The organism is Alteromonas sp. D210916BOD_24, from assembly GCF_047159385.1.
Lineage (GTDB): Bacteria > Pseudomonadota > Gammaproteobacteria > Enterobacterales > Alteromonadaceae > Alteromonas.
This window is the reverse complement of sequence record NZ_AP038333.1, coordinates 1,485,523-1,508,073: the sequence shown is the minus strand read 5'-3', so window position 1 is coordinate 1,508,073 and position 22,551 is coordinate 1,485,523. Positions and strand designations below refer to the sequence as shown.

The window sequence follows — 22,551 nt, the reverse complement described above, 5'->3', positions numbered from 1 at the left end:
TCCTTAAAACGAGTAAGTAACTGATGCGTTAACCGTTCTGCGTACACCTGGGAAGCAATCCCCTCGATAGAGGCACGACGTCAAGTATTCTTTATCGGTAACGTTTCTAATATTAAGTTGAAGATCAAGACGCTCTGAGAGCTGATAAGCAAACATCAGATCGCCTAGTGTATAGCTAGGTGTGACATATTTAATCAGTCCGTTTTCAGATACTGATTCTCCTACATAACGCACACCCGCGCCTACTCTCAAGCCAGCTAGTGCCTCGGGTGCATAATTTAACCACAGCGATCCGTTGCTGTCAGGCTGGGCAGACAGTGCATACCCATTGGGATCTTTTGCATCTAACGTCGATAGTGCAAACTGTGCTGACAGTTCGCCAAAATCTAGCCGCCCTTCAAGTTCCACACCCTCGAAAGACGCAACACCTTGTTGCTGTGCAGCTTCAACTGGCAAACTGTTTGGATTAGGTAAATTAGACACTTCAATGTCGTAGTAAGCCAATGTTATAAAACCGGGAATAGCTGATAGTTCATACTTAATACCAGCTTCATATTGACGGCCCTCTTCAGGCTTTAATTGCTTGCCATTAATATCTAAGCCCACTACGGTTTCAAATGATTCTGCGTAACTAACATACGGCGACAGTCCATTTTCAAAGCGGTATAACACACCTGCCGAATAAGAAGTTTTAGCGTCGTCCTGGGTTGTCGATCCCGTGTCATTGTCAACGCGATCATGTCTCAGTCCTAACGTAAACCGCCAATTCTCAACACTTATTTGATCTGACAGATACAACCCCGTATCTGAAACAGTTTGCTCAGGAGAGTCGTTATATATTGCGTCAAAAATAGCTTGCTCAGGTGCCCCTGTATAAACAGGGTTAGCTAAATCTAAGATATAGCGGAAGTCACCCTGTAGCGCACCGCCCCCCGCGTAGTAAGCCGAGTTAGCATCGGTATCAACACTTTGATATTGAACACCTGCAAGTAACTCGTGTTCGATTTTACCCGTAGTGAATTGCTTGCTCACCCTGACGTCTATTGCGTGTTGCTCAAACGTATTGTCAGCTTGGTAAAACGTGCGAGGCACAAAGGTGTCGGTTGGAGCAATAGGCACGCCGACAAACGCGTTGAGGTAACGCGTGCCGCCAGTAAACGTCGCCCAGGCTTGGTGATAGTCCGCTTCTCCATCACGCCACAGCGCTGTAAACGACACAGAAGTGGAATCATTAATTAAATGTTCACCAAGTAGCGTAACCTGACTGGATTGTGTATCAAACTTATTAAAGCCAGGCTCACCAGTGTAAACATCCTGATTGGGTAAATAGGTGCCATCAGGTAACGGTAGCAAGGTGCCTTCTACTGGTATGAACTGAGCAGCGGTATCACTATTGGTATCTTGAAACAAGCCGATTAAGGTCAATGTAGTATTGTCGGTGGGCAAAAATGAAACTGATGGCATCAATACCTGAGTATCGTCTGTAACGTAGTCCACTTGAGAATCGGCGTCACGATATAGCCCTACAAAACGTCCTACCCACTTATCATCATCCGACAGGCTGCCGTTAAGGTCAACACCCAGTTGAGTGCGCGCAAAGGTGCCGTAGGAAAGTACGACTTCGCTTCCTTTGCCGATAGTAGGTGTTTTAGATACGTAGTTCATAATACCGCCGGGGGAACCCTGACCGTACAGCACTGAAGCAGGTCCTTTTAATAACTCCACTTGTTCCATGGTGTATACCTCGGCACGGGTAGAGTTATAACTGCCAAACAGTTCCTGAATTGAATCGCGATAACGGGGAATACTTAATCCCCGTGATGAAATTGAATCTACACGGGTAGCATAACCATATGACTCACCTGTTACTCCTGCCATATAAGTCGCACTTTGAGCAAGGTTGAGCGCCCCTTTTTGCTTCAGATCCAATGACGTTTCTATAGAGATAGTGCGAGCCAACTCAACAATTGGTGTGTTTGTTTTCGTCGCGCCAAATGGGCTACGTGTGCCCACTATCTCTACCTTTTCTATTTCGCGCTCATCATTAGTACTTTGCTCATTCGTTTGGGCATTAACTGAAAAAAGAAGGCTGGCACTTACCGCCAACGATAGTGCAGATATACGTATTTGATGTGTGTTCATGAGTGTCTGTCAGTCCATTTTAGTGACATTGCGCAAAGGTCCGTTAAAATAACAAACTTTAAGGTAAATGATAAGCACTATCATTGCGATATAGATTAAAAAACATAAAAAAACAGGTGTCTGTTCAGACACCTGCTTGCTGGTTTAATTACTGAGGTATTTGTCGATTTAGATTATGCCGCAGCATTACCTTCTTCAGATTCTACTACTTCATGGCTAAGTAGGTATTCAAACGCCGCCAATGAGGCTTTTGCACCTTCTCCCATCGAAATCACAATTTGCTTATATGGAACAGTTGTCACGTCACCTGCGGCAAAGATACCGGGTTCAGAAGTATGGCATTTGGTATCTATTACAATTTCGCCGTACTGGGTCATGTCCACTACGCCTTTCATGAACTGACTATTTGGCACCAGACCAATTTGTACAAACACCCCCGCTAATTCGCGGGTATGCACGTCATTAGTAGAACGGTCTTGATATTCAATCGCATTCACTTTACCGTTTTGAGCTGTTATCTGACGCGTTGCTGCATTTTTGATAATGGTAATGTTGTCTCGCTTCACAGCTTGATCGATCAGTACTTTGTCAGCCTTAAGTTCAGGCATGAATTCAAACACAGTTACTGATTTGACAATACCTGCTAGGTCGAGCGCTGCTTCGATACCTGAGTTACCACCACCAATTACTGCCACGTCTTTTCCTTTAAAGAAAGGGCCATCACAATGTGGACAATAAGCCACACCATTGCCAATGTTTTCTTTCTCGCCGGGAACACCAAGCTCTCTCCAGCGAGCGCCGGTTGCAACAATGACAGTACGGGTGCGGATCTGCTCGCCCGACGAAAGTGTAATTGTCTTGATATTACCTTTTTCAATTGACTCGACACGCACGTGCTCTTTAAGTGTAATGTCATAATCCTGAACGTGCGCCATCAGGTTGCCTACAAGTTGTGGCCCTGTGGTTTTAGGCACAGATATAAGGTTTTCTATTCCCATGGTATCTTTAACCTGACCACCAAAGGTTTCGGCAACGATAGTAACTTTAAGACCTTTACGTGCACTATAAATAGCAGAAGCTACACCAGCAGGACCACCACCAATAACAGTGACATCTTGTAACGGTAATGCGTCACCTTTGTTAGCCTCTTTAAGGCTAGGATCCCGTTCAATCAGTTTATTGATAAGTACTGAGGCATCCACTTTGCCATTGGCAAATAGCTCACCGTTTAAGTAAACACTGGGCACGCCTTGAATGTCACGCTCTTGTATAAGGTTTTGATATAACCCTCCGTCAATCATCTCTGACGTGATATTGGGGTTAATTAACGCGAACTGGTTTAACGCCTGGACTACTTCTGGGCAGTTGTGACAGCTTAAACTAATAAAAACTTCAAATTTCAATGGTTCATTGATGGCTTTGACCATTGATTTCACACTGTCATCCAATTTTAACTCGGTACCTGCCGCATGTAACATGGCAAGTACTAAAGAATTAAATTCATGACCACCAGGTATACCTGAAAAACGGATACCCGTGTCGTTGCCGTCAGCCTCTAAGAGAAAGCTAACCGCACTGCGAAGTTCGCCCTGTGTATCGCGTTCTTCAACAGATAGTTTGTCGCTTATACCTGCGATGTCGGACAGAAACTTCACAAGCTCATTACGCTTGTTATGTTCACCGGTCTGTACGACAAAGGTTACGTTTTTCTGCATTGTCTCGGTATACCCTTTCAATGCTTGTAAAATTTCTTGAGTTAACACGGTTATTCTGCCTTATTTTCGACACGCCGATCCCCGCCAACCTATTTAAGGTCAACAACAATAAGCGGAAATTGGAAATTAACATCAGGGAGTGGAGACCCACTCCCTACAATTTAACTGCCTAACATTTCATGTTGCAGATAGCTCTGCGCTATCAGGTAAAAGTGCTAAGCGCTAAGCGCTAAGCGAGATGCTTAGATTTTGCCTACTAGGTCAAGTGAAGGTGCTAGTGTCGCTTCGCCTTCTTTCCATTTAGCTGGGCAAACTTCACCTGGGTGGCTGGCAACATACTGTGCAGCTTTAACTTTACGCACTAGGTCATCTGCGTCACGGCCGATACCTTCAGCGGTGATTTCCATTGCCTGGATAATACCTTCTGGATCAACAACGAACGTTGCACGGTCAGCCAGGCCCATAGTTTCACGCATACAATCAAAGTTACGTGTAATTTCACCTGTTGGGTCGCCAATCATTGCAAACTTGATCTTGTTGATCGTGTCTGAAGAATCGTGCCATGCTTTGTGAGTGAAGTGAGTATCAGTAGATACTGAGAATACTTCTACGCCACGCGACTGAAGCTCTTCGTATTTATCAGCAATATCGCCAAGCTCAGTTGGACATACAAAAGTAAAATCAGCTGGATAAAATACGAAAACTGCCCATTTACCTTTGATGTCTTCGTTGCTTACATCTACAAACTCGCCGTCTTTAAACGCAGTTGCTTTAAAAGGTTTGATAGCAGTATTAATCAATGCCATGTTTAATTCTCCATTTAGGGTTTTAAATTAACTTCGCAGGCTTATTGCGTGCGAATATAAACTTTACGGTTATTGTGACGACTTGGTTTTACGTTTATGTGAAACCAATTTCCTAGTGAAGTTTGTATCGCATCACTAAAAGTTTTGTCGTCCCTTCCGAACTGGTTTTAAGCATAGCGCGAGGGCATAGAAAAAACTAATTGGTAAATATGAACCGTTTAATCAGGTTATTGAATCGAACGATAGAACTTATCGATTTAAACGTTATTCCTCTATTAACCTCCTTACCAGATTCACCAATTAGCACTCTAGTAACCCGGCAATACGCAGGGTGTTACAGGGCGCTTTTGACCATCTAAGCGCAAACGCTAACATAAGTATTAATAGACTTATCTATACCCATAGGCGCACAAAAAAATTGAGCCAAAGGTATAAATAAGTTTATTAGTAACAATTAAACCACTGATATATAAAAATATTTTAAAAATCATATTGAATAAAATAAAGTTATTTCTACGCTGGGTAAATCCGTATACGGTAGGTTTAGCAGTAACAGCATTGGTGTCTATTAAGTGTCTCGCTTTTTTGCTTAGTAGCATCAACAATAAAAAAACTACAAAGGGAATATGACGTGAAAACATCGTTAACGTTACTTACCGCAGGCATAATCACTGCCCTCGCCTCTCAATCTGTTGATGCGAATGATATCGTCATCAGTGGTGTAATTGATGGTCCTTTAAGCGGCGGCGTACCTAAAGCTGTAGAACTATACGTTGTCAACGATATCGAGGACTTATCGATTTACGGTATTGGAAGTGCCAACAATGGTGGTGGTACCGATGGCGAAGAGTTTACTTTTCCGGCTCAGTCAGCCTCAGCAGGCTCGTATCTTTATGTGGCATCAGAAATAGACGGTTTTACCGCTTACTTCGGCAGTGCTCCAGATTACGATACATCCGCCATGGGCATTAACGGCGATGACGCTGTAGAGTTATTCAAAAACGGCAGTGTTATCGATACTTTCGGCGATATAAATACTGACGGTAACGGTACTGACTGGGAATATGTTGATGGATGGGCATATCGCGTAGCAGGCAGTGTCGCAAACAATGGTAACTTTAGTTCTTCGAATTGGACTTTCAGCGGCGTTGACGCTCTAGACGGTGCAGATTCTAACGCTACAGCAGCAACACCTTTCCCGCTAGCCACCTTTAGCACTGAGGGTGGTGGTGACGTTGTTGACGTGCCAGAACCACCACAGGTGACATTAGGTGTGTGCGGAGACAATGCCACATTAATCAGTGCCCTTCAGGGTAGTGAAAGTGCATCGCCGGAAGTGGGCAATAGCCACATTGTTGAAGCTGTAATCACCGCAAGTAGAGATGGAGGCTTCTTTTTACAAGAAGAAGCGTCTGACTACGATGACAATGCAGTTACTTCTGAAGGTATCTTTGTCGCCGGTTCGACAGACGTTCAAGTAGGTCAATTGGTTCGTTTATACGGCGAAGTGAAAGAAAACTATGGACTGACTACTCTGGCACTCGACAATGACGTTTCTGTACTTGATTGCGGTAGTGCCGATGCCATCGAAGCGGTTTCAATTAACATGCCTTATGATGTTGACCTTGAGACGTTAGAAGGTATGACAGTGAGCGTTGTTGACGCAACCATAACTAGCACAAACAATTTGTGGCGTTATGGCGAGATTGTAGTCAGCAACAATCTTAAACGTCAGCCAAGTGATGTTGCTGCGCCTTTAAGTGAAGCCTATCAGGCGGCGCAAGCAGAAGCGGAAGCAAGCTTGCTTCTTATCGAAGACAACAGTGGCTCACAGTATCCAGACAACCTGAACTACTTCCCTACGTTCAGCTATGCTAATGCCATTCGTATTGGTGACCAAGTGAGCGCGACAGGCCCATTAAATTACAGCTATGGCACCTACCGCATTAATCCAAGGGACATCATTGAAGTTACTTCTTCACGTCAGGCAAATCCTGCAGTAACTGAAGGTAACCTGTCAATCGCTACGTTCAATGTATTGAACTATTTTAACGGTGAAGTTGATGCGAATGGTGCAGTTACTTTCGACTATGACGCCAACCGTGGAGCGGGTAACGAAACTGCATTTGAACTACAACAGGGACGAATTGTAGAGGCAATAGTTGCCCTTAACGCTGATGTAGTCGGCCTGATGGAAATTGAAAATGACGGCTTTTCAGATGACAGTGCCATTCAAAGCCTGGTAAATGCCATCAATGCGCAACTAGGCGAAACTGAGCAGTATTCGTTTGTCACATCTGTTGATGGCTTGGGTATTGGTACCGATGCGATTACAGTTGGCTTGTTATTCCGTGCAAGCGTTGTCACGCCTTTAGGTGATGCCCGCATAGTTGATATGCCCGAGCAGCAAATTGATGAAAGTCGTCTGGCTCGTATGCGCCCATCGCTAATTCAAGCTTTTACTCATCTTGAATCAGAAAAAACCTTTGCAGTTGCGGTCAACCACTTCAAATCAAAAGGCTCTCAATGTGCTGAGGACATTGCAGATAACACTACTGAAACTGATGTGATCCAAGGCAGTTGTAATGCGCTTCGCGTATCAGCGGCGCTGACTTTGGGAGACGCCCTTGCGGATGATTCCTTACCAGAACGCAAAATTATTCTGGGAGACCTTAACGCGTACAGTGCAGAAGATCCGGTTGCTGTGTTAACTGACTACACACCAGAAACACGAGGCTATGCGATTAAGACAGCCATCAACACGTCTATGAACGACGGTGCATCCATTGAACTTGAAAGCGGCTTTGGTTACCACAACCTTGCTGATTCTTTTGACGAAAACGGCTTTTCATATTGGTTCTATGGCACTGAGCAAGTGGGTAGTCTGGATCATGTGTTAGCCAGCGATACCATGCTAGCAGACGCAGTTGATGGTACGCATTGGAACATCAACTCTGTTGAAGCTTACCAACTTCAGTACGATCAGGCACTGCGCTACTACCCTGATGAAGACGGCTACGCGTTTACTGACGTAGGTCCATTTAGAAGCTCAGATCACGACCCGTTCATCGCAACATTTAATCTTGTCGCTGAGCAAGTACCTGATACTGGTGATGACGTTGAGGATTCTAAAAAGGACTCAGGTGGTGCAATGGGAGGAATTATCGCACTGCTAGCAGCTGTGCTTGCCTTTCGTCGTCGCACTCCTGTGGCATCGAAAAAATAATCGATAGTTGAACAAAGGGTAGCGTCCCTACCCTTACATTACTTCCGATTAGTGACAATATAATAGCCCTAATGGTGAGTTTCATTAGGGCTTTTTTAATGGGTCACGATGTTGCTAAAACGCCGGCTAATTCAGGTTGTGCTTCTTTCACAACGTCCAGATTGAGTTCACAAATATACTGATTTAGTTTTTCAGTTTGAGGGGCGTTTAAATTACTTTGAGTGAGCATTTTTGCTGCGCTAATTGAAGTGTCGTGCTGCTCTTTCGTCAGGGTTTCAGTAAGATGAATCTGCGCGATGACTTTCAGCAAACTTAAGGCAATTTGTTTATCTTTGGGAGATAAAGTCAGTGCTTGGCGTAGATTGTTGTACGCTGGTTGCAATCGATTCTCTTTGTAATTTACCGCAGCCATTTGCTTCAATTCTTTGGTGGTAAACTGTATTTCAGTTCGCTCAATAGACTCTTGATTTAAATACTCATTGATAACGCGAGAGGTAAACGTGTCCCCTTCTATTTTAAGTCTTAGTTTATCGAGGATCTTAAGGCAATGTTCACGCATACCCAACTCGTGAAACGCCTTCATTTTATCCAAGCTGTCATCAAGGGATAGGCCTTCTGTATTAGCACTTAACCCGGTCATTACGTCTTCTGCGCCTTTTTTATCATCTTGTAAACACAGAATTCTTGCCTTAATGATATTGAGCTGATCGTTCAATTGTCCTTGGATACCTTTTTGCTGCTTTAAGTCTTCCAGGTCGGACGCAGCGCGTTTTGTTAGCTTATCCCCTTGCTCGCCCCCTAAACTCGTCGCTAAATCGATGGTTGAGCGGATAACGTTTAATGCAAGGTGGGGCGAATCATGGATAGAGTTTTTGGCAAACTTTGCCATATTTTGCACGGCTGTCAGCTGACCTGACTTGTCGTGATTTAGCCTTGCTAAATCCCAAAGCCTTCTATTTCTCTCTATATTTCTAGGGGCTAACCGACTTGCTTCCTTCATTTGTTCATATGCAATGTCATACTGTTCTTTTTCAATAAAATATTGTGCAAGAAGGTCATAAGTTAAAAAGCGTGTGTCGGTACGCTGTAAAAGATCGTCGACGATGGTTTGCGCTTCTTCTAGTTTGTCTTGACGTAGCAACGCTTTGGTGAGGCCAATGTGTACCCAAGCGTGATTGTACTGCTGCAATAAATCTCTGAAATACTTTTCCGCCGTACCAAAATCACGCAGCTTCAAATAACAATCACCAATAACCCGTTTTATTCGAGTGTGGTATTCATTCAACGAGTCGTCTTTGAGCATACGTTCAGCGTAATACATTGCAGTAGCGTATTCACCCATTTGCACGCAGTAAAACATTTTGTGGAGTTTGTATCTAATTTGCAGCAAGTATTCAAAACGCACTTCTATTTTATGCCGCTGCAGAGGTTTCACCCAAAAATCGTCCGGCTGCAATTCGACAATACAGTTGACTAATTCTGATGACGTTTCGGCACTTAGAAAAATAACTGTGGTGGTGTCGTTAATGTGGTTGAGGTGCTTGAGTTCTTCATAGAGGTGAAACCCATCTTTATCGTGGCTAACGTTAAACGCTAACAAGACAAAATCATACTGCCTTACCTCACACAAACGTTTGGCGTGAAACGCATTAAACACACTACTGATGTGCTTAATACCAATTTCGTGCAACGCTGAGGCAATAACATCATGTACCAGACCTTGATTATCAATAACCAGTATTCTGAGATCTTCTCTCGCGGTAGGAGTAGGTATTTTTTCCAACATGTACTGCTCGCTTCTTAGTCACTTCCCTGGCCTTAGCGTTACACAGTTCCCCTTTATTATTGTTGTAAAGGGAGCACAATGGCGCGCGTAAAAAAACGAGAGGTCGAAATGCCTTCTCGTTTGCTGTAAGTAGTTGATATTAGCACTATGTTAGGAATTAACGCTAGCGTCTATTATTTAGGCGGGTCAATGTGCTGATTAATACTTCCATTTACCCTAAACCAACCCGCCACAGAATGTCGTGTACGTTTTGCTGGTAACACTTCATGTGGAAAACGCTCACTTAAAAAGACGACTACAGTGCCTTTTCGGGGTATTACTTTTCTTCCTTTGGAATCGGAGTCATTGCTGTATATAACTAATTCCCCGCCGTCTTCCTCTCCCCATTGATCATTGAGATACGCAACCAGAGAGAGCACTCTGTTGCTTTGACCGCGGAAAGCATCTACATGCCGCTTGTAAAATTTACCCGCTTCGTAACACGCGAAGTGACTTTCAAATGAGAACAATCCCATAAACAAAGTTCTATTAATATATTGTTTAAGGGCATCACACCAGGACAACCAAAGTGCCCCTTCTTCAGAAGACCCGGTTATCCAGCAAATTTCATCTCCCCTGACTTCTTTGGCATGATGAAAATCGTCAGCCCTTCCGATCCCTGCCGCTTGGTATTCTTGTTCACTAAGCGAAGCCTGACAGTCGAGTAACGTCTGACAGAGAAAGTCAGGTAGCCCGTTATCTAGTACAGCAAAACCATGCGTTACAAGACCATCGGCTATACTCTCAAAAATCGCCTCATCGAAAACATAGAGGGGCTGATGGGAAGCTAATAGATCGCGGTTCATTGGGCAATTTTCACCATTAAATTTGAGCCTGTTATTCCCTCGTTACGGTGCGTCCATATCCAGTGAACAGTGGGCGTTAGATATACCAAAGGCGCCATGGCTGAATCAGTGGTGGAAGCCTATAGGGCAAAAGACTCAAGTGCATATATTATAAAAGTCGGCGGATTTATACGCTTAGCACACCTACTACGCAATGCTTTTTAAGGTTTTCCCGTCGCCAAATTTTTATCGACAAAAGAAAAAATATTAATCGGCAAATAAAGCGCACACAATTTGCTTTATTCGTACTAATCTATCTGCACTTTGCGTCACAGCGAATTCGAGATTAGGATAGAGATTGTGTTGGGCATGACTGTACATGGCATAGTTACCTACACTATTTTTTTAGGTAATACAACGATAAGAGCGAGTTTTCAATGAGCCAAGATCAAACACAAATAGAGGAAACGGAACATCACTTAGATTTGAGAAATCTTAGGTTAGATGATTACGATGACGTTAAAGCCCTGATGGACAAAGTCTATGCCAATGTAGGGGGCGCATGGCCATACACCAACTACAAAGCCCAGGTAACTACGTTTCCCGATGGGCAAATTTGTATTGAAGACAAAGGCAAAGTGGTTGCTTTTGCCATTTCAGTTATTGTGGACTACGACCAGTTTGGCGACAAACATTCTTATGATGAAATTACCGGTGATGCCTATTTAACGACGCACGATCCGAACGGGGACGTCTTGTACGGCGTTGAAGTTATCGTATCCCCAGAATATAGAGGCCTGAGGTTAGGACGTCGTCTCTACGAAGCCCGCAAGGAGTTATGTAGAAACTTAAATCTCAAATCTATTATGGCGGGTGGCCGCATTCCTAATTACAGAAACTATGCCGACGAATTATCACCCTATGAATATATTGAGCAAGTAAAGTTAAAAGACATTTACGATCCTATTTTGACATTCCAATTATCAAATGGATTTGAAGTGAAACAGGTTATGTCTGCCTACTTACCGGAAGATGAAGCTTCTAAAGGTTATGCCACGTTGTTGCAATGGCACAATATTTATTACGAACCAGGCACGCCTTCTTTGTTTGCCAGCCGAAATTCAAATGCCCGTATCGGCTGTATTCAATGGCAAATGCGTTACTTCAACAACGTGGAAGAGTTATTACAACAAGTCGAATACTTTGTTGATGCCTTGTCAGATTATTCCTGTGATGTGGCGCTGTTCCCAGAATTTTTTAATGCGCCTTTGATGGGGTTGAGTCCATCTGACTCTTCTATCGATGCAATATGGCACCTAGCCACCTACACAGATGAAATTTTAACTGCTATTTCACATTTAGCGGTCTCTTACAACATTACGATAATTGCAGGTTCAATGCCGATTGTTGAAAACGAAGAGCTATACAACGTTAGCTATATCTGTAAGCGCGATGGCACGATTGAAAGCCAATATAAACTTCACCCTACCCCTCACGAGAAAAAAGACTGGATCATGAAGGGTGGCAATAGCTTGAAAGTATTTGATACCGATTTTGGAAAAATAGGGGTACTTATTTGTTATGACGTCGAATTTCCAGAATTAGCGCGGGTGCTTTCTGAGCAAGAAATGCAGATTTTGTTTGTGCCATTTTGGACAGACACAAAAAATGGCTATCTGCGAGTACGCCGCTGTGCACAAGCACGAGCCATTGAAAATGAGTGTTATGTAGCAATAGCAGGTAGCGTGGGCAACTTACCGAAAGTGGATAACGTAGATATACAATATGGCCAAACTGCCGTGTTTTCTCCCAGCGACTTCGCTTTTCCACATGACGCGATTGTGTCTGAAACCACGCCAAATACCGAAATGACCTTAATAGTCGATTTGGATTTAGACAAGCTGACAAAATTACAAAATGAAGGCTCGGTCAGAAATTATCTGGATCGCCGCCGCGACCTGTATCGGGTTGAGTGGATAGGCGATAAATCGTGATTGATTTTGGGGGCTAGTACAGACATCACGTCAGCCACTTTGGTCTGACAATGTACGTAATCTAGCCAGCTATAAAAGCGCGTATAAAAGCGCGTATAAAAACGCGCAGAGTCAGGTTAATAGATATTGGTGGAGGCCACTTTACAGGTTTGCGTTTAAGCCATGGCATTTCCTTTAATTTAGCGATAACATGACTCAGCGCGCAATAAGAAAGGTAATGACTTGTGTTGTCAGTTTAGCGGTGTAATGTAATGGCTCGTTAAACGCTTTAAGGCAAGTGAAAACCACAAACAGAGAAAATTGATTAACTATGGCAAACAACTCAAAAAACGACGAATTCCCCACTATCAGATTGGATGAAGAAGATCGTCGTGATTATCAAACCAAGCGACAGGCGTCACCTGTGAATACGGCGCCCCCCTCTTCTTCGCTTTCTTCGTCGAGTTCATCTCCTGCGCCCTCATCCGGAGGAAGTGGAATTTGGGTGGTACTCGTTGCCCTAATCGCATTTGCGGCCTGCGGTGGTTGTTATTATCTGTACACCTTACTACAACAACAAAAAGTGGTTGCGCAAGAAGCCGAAAAACGTATTTTGCAACTTGAAAACAAACTTTCCGCTACGGGGGAAGAAATTGGCGAGTCCACAGTCGCACTTCAGGTAAAAGTGACTGAACTGACCAACAAAACCAACGAGCTGTGGGAACAAATGGATAAATTATGGGCATCTGCATGGCGTCGCAATCAAAAAGAAATTGCTGACCTTGGGGATCGTGTCAGTAATGTTCAAAATGCGCTGAATAAAAATATCAGCGGTGTGTCAGACGATGTGAAAACACAGGCAGCGGCAGTGGGCTCTGTTAAAAATCAGCTTGCCTCATTGGCAGATGAACTGCTTGCAGTAAATGTTCAGTTAGAACAAGCACTAAGCGATAAACAAAGTGCTCAGCAAGACGTGCGTAATCTCACCGACAAGCTATCGGTATTAGAGCAACGTAATACAACATTGTCGGGACGTATCACTAGTTTAGAAAATGAAATTCGAGAGATTGCCACTAAGGTTGTTTCTAGAGGTAGTAGTAGTGGTGCTACCCCCAATGGAGCAAGCTCAAGCGGTGCTACACCTCAATAAATGACACTCAGTCAGTAAAAAGAAAGGGGCGAGTCGCCCCTTTCTTTTTGTCATGATAAAATCCTCTCGTTTTAACTAACCCAAGGACATCCCTCGTAATGAGTGAACAAGCGCTCAAACGTTTAAATAAATACATAAGTGACACAGGGCTTTGCTCTCGCCGTGAAGCCGATAAACTGATTGAGCAAAAACGCGTTACCATTAATGACCAACCACCGGAGCTCGGTACCAAAGTGGGGCCAGGTGATACCGTTAAAGTAGATGGGAAAATCATTGGTGCAGTGGCTAAGGACAAATCTGACCGGGTGTATATCGTCTATAACAAACCCATCGGAATTACTTGCACAACAGAACAGCATGTTAAAGGCAATATCGTGGATGCTATTGGTCACAAACAACGTATTTTCCCCGTTGGACGCTTAGACAAACCATCCGAAGGGCTTATTATTTTGACCAGTGATGGCGATATTGTGAATAAAATACTTCGCGCTGAAAATGCGCATGATAAAGAGTATGAAGTAACAGTTAATCAGCCTATTAGCGAACGCTTTGTTAAACGCATGTCTCGCGGTGTTCCTATACTGGGGACGGTTACTAAACCTTGTGTTGTAAAACCGACAGGAAAAAATAAATTCACCATAATTCTTACTCAGGGGCTTAACAGACAAATCCGCAGAATGTGTGAGTTCCTCGGTTACGAAGTCACTAAATTAAAACGCACCCGCATCATGCATCTTGAATTAGGTCACTTAAAGCCTGGGCAATGGCGTGATCTCACTGACAAAGAATTGAAAACACTGCATAACGCTGTACGTCATTCAAGTAAAACAGCACAAGAGTGATATATTAAACTGAGTAAGCTGACAATCAGATATAAAAAAAGCGCCCTTTGGGCGCTTTTCTTGAAACCTAGTCTTAGCGACGTAGACCTAGACGCTTGATAAGGTCAAGGTAACGCTCTGCGTTCTTGCCTTTAAGGTAGTCTAGAAGCTTACGACGTTGGCTAACCATACGTAGAAGACCACGACGTGAGTGGTGATCTTTCTTATGATCAGCAAAGTGACCTTGAAGCTTGTTGATGTTGTGAGTTAGCAAAGCAACTTGAACTTCTGGTGAACCAGTGTCGCCTTCTTTAACGCCAAACTCAGCAATGATTTTTGCGGTTTCTTCTTTAGTTAGTGACATAACATTCTCCTAAGTAAATGCCTCGCCGATCACTAATTCAGCAAAGCGGAATGAGCGCCGTATTATAATGACGTTTACGCACTTAGCAAGCCATGAAGTGACTATTTTACTCACTATCGCCTTCTGGTGCCGTTTTCCAAATTCGCTATCCTGTCTTTTAGCGCTTCTTTATACACGAAACTTTCAACAAAACCATTCGCATCGTCAGCGCTTTTCTGCTTGTAGCCTTGGTAAATTGCATGGGCGAGAGAAATTTTATCGGCCATGCCAGAAATAGTGTCGAGATGTTGTTCGGCAAAATCAGGAAAACGATAAGATGCTGCGGTTAACGTGTACAATTCCGCTTTGGGTGTATCTATATTCTGTTGACCGCTTACCCATCCTAGTGCCTGTTCAGGATCTGAGAATACCCATCTGCCCGCAATGTGCTCTACATCTGTTTGCGCAGTTTCCCGCGTGCTTTCTCGCATATACCAATCTGCGGCTTTCGAAGGCTCTTGGAAGATATATTGGTTGAATATCGTGCGGCGCGCGGTTTCCCTTACTTTGTCATCACCTAATGTGGCATACCAGTCAGTAACGGCGTTTATGTCTTTGGCCGACCATCCAGACAATGCAGTCTCTATATTTGATGTATCACCCCGATTACTCATTTCGTTAAAAAAGGTGGCATATTGATCAGCAGATTCAAGTGCCAAACCAATTGCTTGGTAAGCGCTGTGTTGAGCTTTTGTATCCTCAAGGCTATTAACACTTTCCAACGCTAAAGTTAAATCTGTTTGTGCCAAAGCGGAAAATAGGCCAGACACTAGTAACTGATGTTCACGTGATTGACCATTGTGCTCCCTATCAAAAAACCAACTCAACGCTTGTTGTGGAGAACGCCTCGCCCACTGTGACATAACACTATGTGTTAAATAGCCCTTGGTTTGTTTCGACTCACCGGCTGACAACGCGTATTCTACTGCACCTAAGGGATCGAGTTCACTAAAACGCATAACCAGTACGCTTAAAATAACATTCGATTGTGGGTCAAAAATGGATATATCCCAATTCTGTAGCGCATTGATAATATCATGCTTATCTATGTGAGATAGCGCACCGACAAATGCACTGAACTCGTCAGTACTCATTGTAGTACCGCTCGTATTGAACTTGTCTAGAAGGGAAAAGAAAGTGATATGACCTGGGACTTGTGCAATCTGGTCGGTCTTTGAAACTACATTGGCATTAGATGTAGCATTATCGAGGGATTGAGAATGCAAAGCCCCCGATACTTTACGAGACGCACTTTCGGCAACTTCCTGCTTTTCCTCTAGGCCTAGGCTAGTGTCACCTGAAGTGAATCCCCCCCCACCTCTAACTACGTAACCTGCGGCAAAGGCAAGGCTCATTGCACTTATCCATAGAGCAATAGACACTGTTTTCACGTTGTAATCCCTTACTATTTGTAGAAACGGTAATAAACATTAACGTGAAAAAGAGTAACGCACTTATGTGCGCTACCGCAAGACGTAGCTACAATGCCACGCTGAATTATTTAGTTGTACACCACACGGCGTTTCGGGTTTACATAAATCTCATTTTTAGGTGTACCTTGATCTTTTGGGTCAAGCACCCCTTCCCCAACACCTAAGAACACACCGCTTGTGTCACTCCCGTGATAAACGCGATAAGCCGTACCGTCTTTTAGCGCTTCACTACCCTTGCCTTTAACTGATTGACCGTTGTCAAACCTGTGTCGCTCTTCATCATTGATAGTAATGAAAGGCAAGCGACTGACTGCCGTATCCATCGGTATCAGTAAGTCATCTAACGCGTTAAAATCGCCCTCTTGAAGTGATTCCTGAATTTCAACCAACTTCTCCAGTGAAACCATTTTATCTGTCGGGTAGTCAGCCACTTCGGTACGATGCAAACGCGTCACGTAAGCGCCACAGCCCAGGTTTTGCCCCAGATCGTCAACGATAGAACGAATATACGTACCTTTGCTGCATTTAATTCGCATATCAACATAAGGTAGCGCTATGCGCAGCACGTCTAGTTCGTACACCTCGATATCACGAGGCTCTCTTTCAATTTCTATACCCTGGCGGGCATAGTGATAAAGGGGCTTACCTTGATGTTTCAATGCTGAAAACATAGAAGGGATCTGCTTGCTTTTGCCCAGAAAGGCTAAGCACGCTTCGCGTACTTGTTGTTCAGTAACGTCAACAGGTTTTTCTTCTACAATTTCGCCGTCAGCATCTGACGTAGTAGTACGGACACCTAGCTGCGCTGTCACTTCATAGGTTTTCTCAGCATCAAGAAGAAATTGAGAAAACTTAGTGGCTTCACCTAGACACAGTGGCAACATACCACTAGCCAGTGGATCCAACGCGCCGGTATGGCCTGCTTTTGCGGCTTTATACAACCAACGCACTTTCTGTAACAACTGATTCGATGAACCACCAAGGGGTTTATCAAGCAATACTATGCCGTTAATATCACGGCCTTTACGACGTCTTGCCATTTACTCCTGCTCTTGTGATTCGTCTTTGTCGCGCTTAGATTCATCTGCGGCGATAGTTTGTGACACAAGGTTAGAAATTCGCATACCTTCTACAATCGATTTGTCTTCAAAGAAATGAAGATCGGGGACTGAGCGCATGCGAAGGCGCTTCGCAAGGATACTGCGGATAAACTTTTTGTATTCAACAAGCTGCTTAATTTGCGCTTTACCCTCTTCTTCTGTGCTGTTGTAGATGGTCACAAAAATTTTTGCATGCGCTAAATCGCGCGATACATCCACATCAGAAACAGTGATCAAAGGAATATCACCTACGCGGTGCTTGTATTCATTTTGAAGAATGCTCGCCACTTCTTTATGAACCTGCTGAGCCACTCTGTCGGTACGTGAAAATTCACGAGCCATTGTATTCTCCTTTTATCGGTACATGCATTATGCTAGATAGACAAAAGCGGGAGCACTCGGCCCCCGCTTTTCACATGCCGATTTAATTCAGGCAATTAGATTTCGCGTTTAACCTCAACGATCTCGAAGACCTCAATTTGGTCGCCGACTTTAACGTCGTTGTAGTTCTTAACACCGATACCACATTCCATACCGTTGCGAACTTCTTGTACATCGTCTTTGAAGCGACGAAGTGACTCGAGTTCACCTTCGTAAATTACTACGTTGTCGCGAAGAACACGGATTGGATTGCTGCGCTTAACCACACCTTCGGTAACCATACAGCCAGCAATTGCACCTAGCTTCGGTGACTTAAATACGTCACGAACTTCTGCAAGACCAATGATTTCCTGCTTGAATTCAGGTGCAAGCATACCGCTCATGGCCGCTTTCACTTCATCAATTAGGTTATAGATAACGCTGTAGTAACGTAAATCAATTTCTTCTGCTTCAAGTACACGACGTGCTGTTGCATCGGCACGAACGTTAAAGCCAAGTACGATAGCACCTGAGGCTGCCGCAAGGGTTGCGTCAGTTTCAGTAATACCACCCACGCCACTACCAACGATATTAACTTTCACTTCAGAGGTAGAAAGCTTGATAAGTGACTCAGAAATCGCTTCAACAGAGCCTTGTACGTCTGCTTTCAGTACGATATTAAGCTCGCTTACATCTCCTGATTCCATGTTCGCGAACATGTTCTCAAGTTTTGCTTTTTGCTGACGTGCCAGTTTAAGCTCGCGTTTCTTCTGGTGACGCTTAGCAGCAACTTCACGGGCTTTACGCTCGTCTTTTACTACCGCAGCGTCTTCACCTGCTACAGGTACACCAGAAAGGCCTAATACCTCAACCGGTGTAGATGGGCCAGCCACCTTCATGTCGTTACCGTTTTCATCACGCATCGCACGAACACGGCCGTACTCTTCGCCACACAACAGGATATCACCTGCGCGTAACTGACCTTCCTGAACCAATACTGACGCTACCGGACCACGACCTTTGTCAAGGCGTGATTCAATTACGATACCGCGACCAGGACCTTCTGCCATAGCTTTAAGGTCAAGTACTTCGGCTTGAAGTACGATGGCCTCTAATAACTCTTCTACGCCCATACCGGTTTTAGCAGAAACGTTACAGAACTGGTGCTCACCGCCCCACTCTTCTGAGATAACCTCTAGTTGAGATAGCTCAGTTTTAACGCGGTCTGGATCGGCTGTTTCTTTATCCATCTTGTTCACTGCAACGATAAGAGGTACGCCAGCAGCACGAGCGTGTTGTACCGCTTCTTTCGTTTGTGGCATAACGCCGTCATCTGCAGCAACTACAAGAATAACGATATCAGTCGCCGTAGCACCACGAGCACGCATTGCGGTAAACGCGGCGTGTCCCGGTGTATCAAGGAACGTGATCTCACCGTTATCAGTGTGTACTTTATATGCACCGATATGCTGGGTAATACCACCCGCTTCGCCATCGGCTACTTTTGCACGACGAATATAGTCAAGTAGTGACGTTTTACCATGGTCAACGTGACCCATAATAGTCACAACTGGGGCACGTGTGGTTTTCTCGCCATCAGTGCCTTCTGCCAACAACTCTTCTTCAAGGGCGTTGTCGTTGACTAGCTCATATTTATGACCCATTTCTTCAACCACGAGTACCGCAGTATCTTGGTCTAGTACCTGATTAATGGTAGCCATCTCACCCATTTTCATCATGGTCTTGATGACTTCGTTCGACTTAATAGCAAGTTTGCTTGCAAGTTCGCCCACAGTAATAGTGGCACCAAGTTTTACAACGCGCTCAACAGGTGCAGCCGGCTTGTTAAAGCCTTGCTTAAGATGTTCACCAGCGTTTTTCTTCGGCTTGCGACGACGACGTGAAGAACGTTCCACTTGCATGTCTTCTTCGTCTTCCGCTTCTTGCGCATAACGATTTGAGTGCAAGTGAACTTCTTCAGCTTCAGCTTTCTTACGACGCTCTTCTTCTTCTTTCCAGCGACGTTCGTTTTCTTCAGCAAGTTTACGTGCTTCTTCTGCGGCCTTTTTCGCTTCTTCCTCAAGCTTCTTCTGCGCCTCTTCTTCCTGCGCCTTACGCAAACGCTCTTCTTCTTGACGCGCTGCTTCTTGTTCCGCTTTTTCTGCTTCTGTTAATTCAGGTTCGTCTTGCTTACGCGCTTCTGCTTCTTTCTTAGCTTGTTCAGCACGGCGAGCACGCTCTTCTTCAGCGGCTTTCTTCGCTTCCGCAGCTTTACGCGCTTTTTCTTCAGCAGCTTTCTTCGCTTCAGCGGCGGCCTTTTCTTCTGCTTCGCGTTTTAGGCGGGCTTCTTCTTCAAGACGCTTCGCTTCTTCCTCAGCTTGACGCTGCTGTTCTTCAACATCGCTACGCTTCACATAAGTGCGCTTTTTGCGTACTTCTACTTTCACTTCTTTCGACTTACCCACACTTAGTGTACTGGTCGTTTTGCGCTTCAGTGTCATACGCGTAGGCTCAGCGGCGCTACCGTGTTGTTTACTTAAATGATCCAACAGTTTTTGTTTCTCGTCTTCGTTTACCTGATCGCCGGCACTCTTTGTGATACCCGCGTCTTTAAACTGGCCAACCAATCGGTCAACGGTCGTACCAATGTCGCTGGCGAGCTTTTCAATAGATACATCTGCCATTACGTAATTTTCCCCCTGTTGACCTTACTCTTCTTCACTGAACCAAACGATATTACGAGCGGCCATAATAAGTGCGCCGGCTTTTTCATCGTCAAGTTCATCGATATCACTGATATCATCGGTACCTTGTTCTGCTAATTCTTCAAGATCGGTAACGCCGCGGCTGGCCAACACATAGGCCACGTGTTTACTCATACCTTCAAGATTTAATAAGGCTTCTGTAGGCTCTGCACCTTCAAGCGACTCTTCGTTCGCCAGTGCACGCGTAGTAAGATAAGCACGCGCTCTGTTGCGCAGCTCTTCCACCATTTCTTCATCTAACCCTTCAACCGCTAGAAGTTCACTTGCTGGCACATAAGCCACTTCTTCTAGTGTTGTAAAGCCTTCATCTACAAGAACGGATGCAAACTCTTCGTCAATATCCAATCCTGCAGTAAATAGATTAAGTACCTTCGCGTTTTCTTCTTCGTGTTTCTTGTTGAGATCGTCAACCGTCATCACGTTAAGTTCCCAGCCTGTTAGCTGGCTTGCCAGACGCACGTTTTGACCACTACGGCCAATCGCTTGCGCCAGGTTATCTGCTTCAACCGCTACGTCCATGGTGTTGCTGTCTTCATCAACCACAATTGATGCGACTTCAGCCGGTGCCATGGCGTTGATAACGAATTGCGCTGGGTTTTCATCCCAAAGCACGATATCAACACGCTCACCACCAAGTTCACCAGAAACGGCTTGTACACGTGAACCACGCATACCCACACATGCACCGACTGGATCTAAGCGCTTGTCATTAGTTTTAACAGCAATTTTTGCACGTGAACCTGGATCGCGAGCCGCTGATTTTATTTCCAACGTTTCTTCTGCGATTTCAGGCACTTCTAGACGGAACAATTCAACTAGCATGTCTGGGTGCGTGCGGCTGATAAATAGCTGTGCGCCACGGGCTTCTGGGCGAATAACGTAAAGTAGACCACGTACGCGGTCACCCGGACGGAAAGTTTCACGAGGCAGCATATCATCGCGGTAGATAACACCTTCCGCATTGTTGCCAAGGTCAATGATGATATTGTCACGGTTAACTTTCTTAACCGTACCCGTCACCAACTCACCCACTTTGTCTTCGTATTCAGCAATCATTTGCTGACGCTCAGCTTCACGTACTTTCTGTACAATCACTTGCTTTGCGGTTTGCGTCGTTATGCGGTCGAATTTAATAGATTCAATCTGTTCTTCGACATAGTCGCCTAATTGAATTTCTGGTTCGTCGATTTGCGCCGCAGAAATCGTAATCTCAGCAAATGGATTTTCCTGCTCTTGATCATCAGGAATAACCAACCAACGACGGAATGTATCAAAGTCACCAGACGTTCTGTCAATGCTGACACGCACTTCAATTTCGCCTTCGTTTTTCTTTTTGGTCGCGCTGGCAATAGCAAATTCTAGCGCTTCAAAAATCTTCTCTCTAGGCACTTGTTTTTCATTTGAAACGGCTTCCGCCACTAACAAAATTTCTTTATTCATTTTCGCCTCACTTTCGCTTTCTTCGATGAAAGCAGAGCTGTTCCGTTAATCGAACGTGGGAACAACGTTACCTTTTTCGATATTCGCCACAGCTAACTGGAACTGCTGGCCATCCACTTCAATACTTACGATGCCATTTTCGCACGCGAGTACTTTGCCTTTAAAATTACGTCTGTCGTCCATGGGCATAGACAAACGAACTTGAACCACTTCACCCACAGATGCCTGATAGTGCTTTTCTTTAAAAAGCGGTCTATCCATACCCGGTGATGACACTTCCAAGTTGTATTCCGTACTAATTGGATCTTCAACATCCAAAATTGCGCTAACCTGATGACTTACATCTGCACAATCATCTACGGTAATCCCGTTTTCATGATCAATAAACACGCGAAGAATTGAATGCTTCCCCGCTCTTACAAACTCGATGCCAACCAACTCAAAACCCAGTGCTTCCACACCCGGCTCCAGCATTTCGGTCAGTTTCTCTTCAAGTTTTGCCAATGCAAACCTCCAAAAACGAAAAAAGGGCCTAAAGCCCACCTGTCATCACCCGGCTCAGCAAGGCTGACTCCAGGTTTTAATACAACAAAAAGCCCCGGACTAG

The 22,551-nt window shown here is 44.5% G+C and carries 16 protein-coding genes; 4 read left to right on the top strand and 12 right to left on the bottom strand.

Annotation, left to right across the window (positions count from 1 at the left end):
• Window positions 1–3: 3 nt before the first annotated feature.
• The 3 genes from ACMCM8_RS06525 to ahpC all read right to left on the bottom strand — a co-directional run bounded on the left by ACMCM8_RS06525 (window position 4) and on the right by ahpC (window position 4,657).
• On the bottom strand, window positions 4–2,142 hold the full coding sequence (locus tag ACMCM8_RS06525; RefSeq protein WP_412726649.1) for a TonB-dependent siderophore receptor: 2,139 nt from the start codon (window positions 2,140–2,142) through the stop codon (window positions 4–6).
• A gap of 173 nt (window positions 2,143–2,315) precedes the next feature.
• Complete coding sequence (ahpF, locus tag ACMCM8_RS06520; RefSeq protein WP_412726647.1) at window positions 2,316–3,905, bottom strand: alkyl hydroperoxide reductase subunit F; 1,590 nt, start codon at window positions 3,903–3,905, stop codon at window positions 2,316–2,318.
• A gap of 194 nt (window positions 3,906–4,099) precedes the next feature.
• Window positions 4,100–4,657, bottom strand: coding sequence for an alkyl hydroperoxide reductase subunit C (ahpC, locus tag ACMCM8_RS06515; RefSeq protein WP_432759739.1), 558 nt, complete (start codon window positions 4,655–4,657; stop codon window positions 4,100–4,102).
• A gap of 637 nt (window positions 4,658–5,294) precedes the next feature.
• Here ahpC and ACMCM8_RS06510 point away from each other — a divergent pair.
• The gene (locus ACMCM8_RS06510; protein ID WP_412726643.1) at window positions 5,295–7,889 is read left to right on the top strand and encodes an ExeM/NucH family extracellular endonuclease; all 2,595 of its coding nucleotides are present in this window, start codon (window positions 5,295–5,297) and stop codon (window positions 7,887–7,889) included.
• Window positions 7,890–7,992: 103 nt separating this feature from the next.
• On the opposite strand, the gene ACMCM8_RS06505 is transcribed toward ACMCM8_RS06510, so the two are convergent.
• On the bottom strand, window positions 7,993–9,675 hold the full coding sequence (locus tag ACMCM8_RS06505) for a response regulator (RefSeq protein WP_412726641.1): 1,683 nt from the start codon (window positions 9,673–9,675) through the stop codon (window positions 7,993–7,995).
• Window positions 9,676–9,848: 173 nt separating this feature from the next.
• Window positions 9,849–10,520 carry a 2OG-Fe(II) oxygenase gene (locus ACMCM8_RS06500; RefSeq protein WP_412726639.1) on the bottom strand — a complete coding sequence of 224 codons (672 nt, stop codon included), beginning with the start codon at window positions 10,518–10,520 and terminating at the stop codon, window positions 9,849–9,851.
• A gap of 416 nt (window positions 10,521–10,936) precedes the next feature.
• On the opposite strand from ACMCM8_RS06500, the gene ACMCM8_RS06495 reads away from it, so the two are divergent.
• The 3 genes from ACMCM8_RS06495 to rluF all read left to right on the top strand — a co-directional run bounded on the left by ACMCM8_RS06495 (window position 10,937) and on the right by rluF (window position 14,464).
• Window positions 10,937–12,493 carry a GNAT family N-acetyltransferase gene (locus ACMCM8_RS06495; RefSeq protein WP_412726637.1) on the top strand — a complete coding sequence of 519 codons (1,557 nt, stop codon included), beginning with the start codon at window positions 10,937–10,939 and terminating at the stop codon, window positions 12,491–12,493.
• A 310-nt stretch (window positions 12,494–12,803) separates the two neighbouring features.
• Window positions 12,804–13,622: a hypothetical protein gene (locus ACMCM8_RS06490; protein WP_412726635.1), complete on the top strand. Its 819-nt coding sequence runs from the start codon at window positions 12,804–12,806 to the stop codon at window positions 13,620–13,622.
• Between the two features lie 98 nt (window positions 13,623–13,720).
• Complete coding sequence (rluF, locus tag ACMCM8_RS06485; RefSeq protein ID WP_412726633.1) at window positions 13,721–14,464, top strand: 23S rRNA pseudouridine(2604) synthase RluF; 744 nt, start codon at window positions 13,721–13,723, stop codon at window positions 14,462–14,464.
• Between the two features lie 73 nt (window positions 14,465–14,537).
• Here rluF and rpsO read toward each other — a convergent pair whose 3' ends face one another.
• From rpsO to rimP, 7 genes are all read right to left on the bottom strand, one after another.
• On the bottom strand, window positions 14,538–14,807 hold the full coding sequence (gene rpsO / locus ACMCM8_RS06480) for a 30S ribosomal protein S15 (protein ID WP_412726631.1): 270 nt from the start codon (window positions 14,805–14,807) through the stop codon (window positions 14,538–14,540).
• Between the two features lie 113 nt (window positions 14,808–14,920).
• Window positions 14,921–16,237, bottom strand: a complete 1,317-nt coding sequence (locus ACMCM8_RS06475; protein ID WP_412726629.1) for a hypothetical protein — start codon at window positions 16,235–16,237, stop codon at window positions 14,921–14,923.
• 110 nt (window positions 16,238–16,347) lie between these two features.
• Window positions 16,348–17,319 (bottom strand): tRNA pseudouridine(55) synthase TruB, encoded by a 972-nt coding sequence (truB, locus tag ACMCM8_RS06470; RefSeq protein WP_412726627.1) that lies wholly within the window; start codon window positions 17,317–17,319, stop codon window positions 16,348–16,350.
• Complete coding sequence (rbfA, locus tag ACMCM8_RS06465) at window positions 17,320–17,721, bottom strand: 30S ribosome-binding factor RbfA (RefSeq protein ID WP_412726625.1); 402 nt, start codon at window positions 17,719–17,721, stop codon at window positions 17,320–17,322.
• Window positions 17,722–17,816: 95 nt separating this feature from the next.
• A complete protein-coding gene (gene infB / locus ACMCM8_RS06460) occupies window positions 17,817–20,423 on the bottom strand; it encodes a translation initiation factor IF-2 (RefSeq protein ID WP_412726623.1) in 2,607 nt (868 codons plus the stop codon).
• A 24-nt stretch (window positions 20,424–20,447) separates the two neighbouring features.
• The gene (gene nusA / locus ACMCM8_RS06455; RefSeq protein ID WP_412726621.1) at window positions 20,448–21,944 is read right to left on the bottom strand and encodes a transcription termination factor NusA; all 1,497 of its coding nucleotides are present in this window, start codon (window positions 21,942–21,944) and stop codon (window positions 20,448–20,450) included.
• A 45-nt stretch (window positions 21,945–21,989) separates the two neighbouring features.
• The gene (gene rimP, locus ACMCM8_RS06450) at window positions 21,990–22,448 is read right to left on the bottom strand and encodes a ribosome maturation factor RimP (protein WP_412726619.1); all 459 of its coding nucleotides are present in this window, start codon (window positions 22,446–22,448) and stop codon (window positions 21,990–21,992) included.
• Window positions 22,449–22,551 lie beyond the last annotated feature (103 nt).

Excerpts from the sequence above, each read along its gene's own strand:
- ACMCM8_RS06525 (WP_412726649.1), bottom strand. The coding sequence starts at position 2,142 with ATGAACACACATCAAATACGTATATCTGCACTATCGTTGGCGGTAAGT.
- ACMCM8_RS06505 (WP_412726641.1), bottom strand. The coding sequence starts at position 9,675 with ATGTTGGAAAAAATACCTACTCCTACCGCGAGAGAAGATCTCAGAATA.
- ACMCM8_RS06500 (WP_412726639.1), bottom strand. The coding sequence starts at position 10,520 with ATGAACCGCGATCTATTAGCTTCCCATCAGCCCCTCTATGTTTTCGAT.
- ACMCM8_RS06495 (WP_412726637.1), top strand. The coding sequence starts at position 10,937 with ATGAGCCAAGATCAAACACAAATAGAGGAAACGGAACATCACTTAGAT.
- ACMCM8_RS06490 (WP_412726635.1), top strand. The coding sequence starts at position 12,804 with ATGGCAAACAACTCAAAAAACGACGAATTCCCCACTATCAGATTGGAT.
- rluF (WP_412726633.1), top strand. The coding sequence starts at position 13,721 with ATGAGTGAACAAGCGCTCAAACGTTTAAATAAATACATAAGTGACACA.
- rpsO (WP_412726631.1), bottom strand. The coding sequence starts at position 14,807 with ATGTCACTAACTAAAGAAGAAACCGCAAAAATCATTGCTGAGTTTGGC.
- truB (WP_412726627.1), bottom strand. The coding sequence starts at position 17,319 with ATGGCAAGACGTCGTAAAGGCCGTGATATTAACGGCATAGTATTGCTT.
- rbfA (WP_412726625.1), bottom strand. The coding sequence starts at position 17,721 with ATGGCTCGTGAATTTTCACGTACCGACAGAGTGGCTCAGCAGGTTCAT.
- infB (WP_412726623.1), bottom strand. The coding sequence starts at position 20,423 with ATGGCAGATGTATCTATTGAAAAGCTCGCCAGCGACATTGGTACGACC.
- nusA (WP_412726621.1), bottom strand. The coding sequence starts at position 21,944 with ATGAATAAAGAAATTTTGTTAGTGGCGGAAGCCGTTTCAAATGAAAAA.